1 protein-coding gene and 1 pseudogene are annotated in these 5,768 nt (G+C 41.3%); both read right to left on the reverse strand.

The window, feature by feature from the left end; translation table 11 throughout:
* A pseudogene (locus B1K71_RS00080) lies at positions 1–4,148 on the reverse strand (hypothetical protein); the annotation flags it as partial.
* A 147-nt stretch (positions 4,149–4,295) separates the two neighbouring features.
* The coding region (locus B1K71_RS19720; protein ID WP_175631782.1) for a hypothetical protein at positions 4,296–5,768 on the reverse strand (1,473 nt) is incomplete at its 5' end.

Consider the following 5,768-nt stretch of genomic DNA (forward strand, 5'->3'; position numbering starts at 1 on the left):
ATTACTGGCAGTGTAAAGCCACCTTCTACGTTTCCTTCTTCATTTTCAGTTGGGGCATCCCCAAGGAAGCCACCAATGACAGGCAAGTTTCCGCCGCCAAGGATGTCTCCTCCCGGGATTCCGCCAATTACTGGCAGTGTAAAGCCGCCTTCTACGTTTCCATTTTCACCTTCGGTTGGGGCATCCCCAAGGAAGCCACCAATGATGGGCAATCCATTACTTGGCAAATCCCCATCCATTCCAAATTGTCCATGATTTAGGACGATATCATCTGCAACGATTGGTGCATTGACAGCGCCCAATCCAAAATGATTGTCATCCTTCTCATTTTTTAAGACCGGGTTTACATTTTCAATACCGTTACCAGTAAACGCTAGGACTCCATTACCGTCAACTGGCATATTCAAGGTATTAAATAGACTAAATCCAGAACCGTTATCAACATTAACTTCGGTGGGATTCCCATTCTGAGAACCATTACCTGTGTTTAAAGTAACGCCGCTACCATCAATTGGGATATTCAGATTATCAACTATATGAAAAGATGAACCCCAATCTTGATCATCGGCTGACGTATTCATTTGGGTTGGATTCCCATTTTGGGAACCATTCCCAGTGATTGCAGCAACGCCTGCACCGTTAATCGGTAAATTAACATTGTTGCCTAGACCGAATTCTGATCCCTTTACACTTCTAGTGTTCACCTGGGTTGTATTCCCATTTTGAGAACCATTACCAACTATTGCAGCAACGCCTGATCCAACGGCAGGAATGTTGATGTTGTCAGCAATGTCAAATTCAGATCCCCAAATAGACTCATCATTTACTTGTTTCACGGTACCATTTTGTGATCCATTTCCGACAATTCCAGATACGCCTGCTCCATCAAGTGGAATATTGATGTTATCTGCAATGCCGAACTCAGATCCCAAACGATTCACAGAGTCAACTTGTGTTACTTTCTGGTTCTGTGCTCCGTTACCAATGTCTCCAGCAACTCCTGACCCAACGGTAGGAATGTTGATGTTGCGGAACAACTTGATTCCAGATCCCCAGTTCCAGGTATCGTTTCCTTCTGTGTTGCCATCATTTACCTGCTTCACCGTACCATTTTGTGATCCGTTTCCAACAATTCCGGATACGCCTGCTCCATCAAGTGGAACATTGATGTTATCCGCGATTCCGATTCCTGAACCAGCATGGTTCATGTCATCAACTTGTGTTACTTTCTGGTTTTGCGCTCCGTTACCAATGTCTCCGGCAACTCCTGACCCAACGGCAGGAATGTTAATGTTGCGGAACAACTTGATTCCAGATCCCCAGTTCCAGGTATCGCCCTCTGTGTTGCCATCATTTACTTGTGTTACGGTACCATTTTGTGATCCGTTTCCAACAATTCCGGATACACCCGCTCCATCAAGTGGAACATTGATGTTATCCGCGATTCCGATTCCTGAACCAGCATGGTTCATGTCATCAACTTGTGTTACTTTCTGGTTCTGCGCTCCGTTACCAATGTCCCCGGCAACTCCTGACCCAACGGTAGGAATGTTAATGTTGCGGAACAGCTTGATTCCAGATCCCCAGTTCCAGGTATCGCCCTCTGTGTCGCCATCATTTACTTGCTTCACTGTACCATTTTGTGATCCGTTTCCGACAATTCCAGATACACCTGCTCCATCAAGTGGCACATTGATGTTATCCGCAAATCCGATTCCCGAACCAGAATGGTTCATGTCATCAACTTGTGTTACTTTCTGGTTCTGCGCTCCGTTACCAATGTCTCCGGCAACTCCTGACCCAACGGCGGGAATGTTGATGTTGCGGAACAGCTTGATTCCGGATCCCCAGTTCCAGGTATCGTTTCCTTCTGTGTCGCCATCATTTACTTGCTTCACTGTACCATTTTGTGATCCGTTTCCGACAATTCCGGATACGCCTGCTCCATCAAGTGGAACATTGATATTATCCGCGATTCCGATTTCAGATCCTGAATGGTTCATATCGTCTACTTGTGTTACTTCCTGGTTCTGTGCACCGTTACCAATGTCTCCAGCCACACCTGCTCCATCAACGGGAATGTTGATGTTGCGGAACAGCTTGATTCCGGATCCCCAGTTCCAAGTATCGTTTCCTTCTGTGTTACCATCATTTACCTGTTTAATAGAGCCATTTTGTGCCCCGTTTCCGACGATTCCAGCTACTCCAGCTCCAACTATTTGAGCATTTGCATTATCTGCAATGCCAATGGTTGAGCCTTGACCAGATCCGGAATTAATTTGGGTTCGATCGCCATTTTGTGATCCGTTCCCAACGTCAAACGCTACACCTGATCCATCAACAGGAATATTAATGTTATGGAACAGTTTCATACCTGAACCCCAACGGTTGTCATTACTTCCAGATTTCAATCCATTATTAACCTGGGTTATATCACCATTCTGTGATGCATTTCCAGTAAATCCTGTGGCAACAGCCCCGTTAATCGGAACATTTGCATTGTTTGCCAGGTTGAATGATGATCCATGGTTTCTAGATTTATCAATCTGCGTAACATCACCATTTTGTGATTCATTTCCTTGATAAAATGTCTTGTCGATTCCATTGACAGGCATATTAATATTTCCGACGACATCAAAGGCAGTACCACGATCGGTATCTGTATCGTCTTGAACCTGTTTTACATCGCCATTTTGTGAATCATTTCCGGCATACAAACTGGTTATATGGCCGTTTATTGGAATGTTTAGATTATCCATCAGCCGGAAGTTTGATCCAGTTCCATCTTTTTTCGTTGCCTGAGAAATATTGCCGTTTTGACTATTGTTTCCGCTCGCCACACTTGCAATATTAAAATTGACAGGCGTATTCACATTTCCAAGGATACCGAAATCGGAATGATTACCGTTTCCAGACTCCGTCTGAGCAATTTTTCCGTTTTGAACATTGTTTCCACTCGCCACACTCAACACATTTACATTGACCGGCATGTTCACATTGCTCAGTAATTTGTTATTGGCACTATTGGATGCTCCCGTTTTGGTTTGCGTAACGGTTTGATTTTGCGAATTATTCCCGCTATCCAGACTTAAAACATTTGCATGTAATGGAGCATCAATTCCATCAACAACCCCGTTATCTTCTCCAACATGGTTCGTTGATTTCGTACCAACATCAACGACGTCCAGTTCATGTCCAGCTGCGTCTACGTTAGTATAGACTCTTGTCAAATCCAGCAGACTACCAGAACCTGCTTCTTCATCTTGGTCGGAAGAATCCGTTGGTTGTCCAATCCCAGCGTCCAGTCCAACAGGTAATCCAAGATTCGGCAGCGTTAGATGGGACGATCCCACTCCAACGTCGACTAAAGGATTGGAACATTCACATTCCGAATTATCGTCCTTTGACTCATCTTTGTTTTGATCCTTATCTGTAGCCTCTGCACGTACTGTAACTGTTTTTTTACTTTGAACCTGTGTCTCCGCCTTATTCGAATGATCATTTTCTTCATTCTTCTCTCGCGTTTCAAGGTTTAATGTCTTATTTTTGACATCTACTGATGCTTGATCTTTACTGCTAGGTTGAACCTGTGTGTTCGCCTTATTCGAATGATCATTTTCTTCATTCTTTTCCGGCGTATTAGGTTTTAATGTCTTACTTTTGGCATCTACTGATGCTTGATCTTTACTGCTAAGTTGAACCTGTGTTTTCGCCTTATTCGAATGATCATTTTCATCATTCTTTTCTGGCGTATCAGGTTTTAATGTCTTACTTTTGACATCTGCTGATGCCTGATCTTTATTGTTCAACTGAACCTGTGTTTTTCCCGCCTTATCGGAATGTGCTTCTACATCACTCTCTACTGACGTATTAGCCACTTTAGCCTTTGACGGTTTATCAGTGTTCGTTTGTGTCTTCTTTTCCTTGTTAACAATGTGATTCAAGTTATCGTTGACAACCTTCATGGTGCTATCAAGAAGGTTATCAATCGAATCACTTTGTTTATAGACATTTTCTATCTTCTTGGATTGATCAATAATATTCGTTTCAGGTAATCCCGAAGCATGAACATTTTGACCGGCACCAAGTATGCCTAAGGATAAAGCACCGATAACTAACGCGCGCTTGAGCGTGTCGCCGTACTTCATTTATCTCCCTCTCCTTCTTCATATTCTTATGAACAGGAAGAAAGAGATACTGATAAATTTCAAGCTGCAATGCCTGAGCATCTATTGCTTTTTTCAAAGCAGTACTATATTTCATTGTCATTTATCTCGCTCCTTCTCCCCGTTTTTTTATAGATGGGAAGAAGAAGTTTTCGGCGGTTCCTCCGGAGGATTACCTATAAACTGATCCATAAGTAAATGCTCCTTACCATAGGCTTCATTTATCAATAGCTTTTTATTTCCATCATCTGCCCATTCAACCATGCCACTGAATGAACTTGATGAAGATGAAGACGAAGCACTTGAGGAACTTGATGTACTTTGTCCGTTTGAACTCTGAATCGTGACAACCAGATCTTCCAACAAAGAATCTTGCTGGGTTGGTTTTTCGGATGATTGATTCGTATTTGATTGAATTACAATGCTTTCTTGTACCTTTTTAGAATCAACATCCGTACTATATTCATTTACGTGCATTTCATCAAATTTAACGATTTCAGATATCGGTTTGAGATTCAGCTGCGTAAAAACAGGTTTCTCCATTGATTGTTTATTTTCAATCCAATAAGTTGAATCCACTTTGTTGTTTTCAATTGAGTCGTTTGCTAAAGTTTGGTCTTCCGAAAGTTGCAATTCATTGACCTTATTATTTGAAACGCTGCTATTCGTACTATCAGTATTATTACCTGCATTGTCTGCTTTACTTTCATTTTGCGTATTTTGTTTATTCTCTGTGTTAATAATCTCATCTACGCTAGTCCCGTCTACTATTCCACCAATACCATTAATTATTTTTTCAGTACCTGATTCCACTGAATCAAGAACTGAATTTCCAGTTTGGCCAACTTCGTTGGTGACATGGCCAATCGAACCAAAGAGATTATCTGTTGTCTTATCGACTTGAGAACTTACATCATCAACAAGATATTGAGTTTCATCCAGAGTATAATCTATACTTTGTTTTAGTACTTTCGTTTCTACTAAACCTAATGTTAACGAATCTATTAAATCAATGGATTGATGTGAAGACGTTTTGACAACTCCTGAAACAGCAGAAGTAGTATTGGTTAATATATTCGTTACACTTCCTGTTACATTAGGAACAAGATTTGTTAGATCTTCAACAGATGTTTTAGTTTGATTTACTGTTTTCTTTAATGGGCTCACTATATGTTCTATCGATTTCTGAGAATCATTTAAAATACTCTCAATTGAATTCGTTGTTGATCCAAGAAGTCCCTGAGAATTATTAAAATACTGTAATGATTTACTATTTACTTCCTTTAAATTTCCTTGTCCAAGAACAATGTCTTCTACGCCGCTTACGGTTTCCGTCGCCACGTTAGTTACATGATCTACTACCTTTACAAGTCCTTGTGACTTTTTAGAAGTCTTTTTGAGAATGGAACTCTTCTTGGCTTCCTTAGGAGTTTCCTTTCCAAGAATAGTCTTTTCTACACCGCTTACGGTTTCCGCTACCACGTTAGTTGCTTGACCTACTACTTTTTCAAGTCCTTGTGACTTTTTAGAAGTCTTTTTGAGAGTAGAACTCTTCTTGGCTTTCTTAGGAGTGTTCTGCCCAAGAACAGTCTTTTCTACACC

Origin of the sequence: Virgibacillus siamensis, from assembly GCF_900162695.1 — a bacterium.
Taxonomy (GTDB): domain Bacteria; phylum Bacillota; class Bacilli; order Bacillales; family Amphibacillaceae; genus Lentibacillus; species Lentibacillus siamensis_A.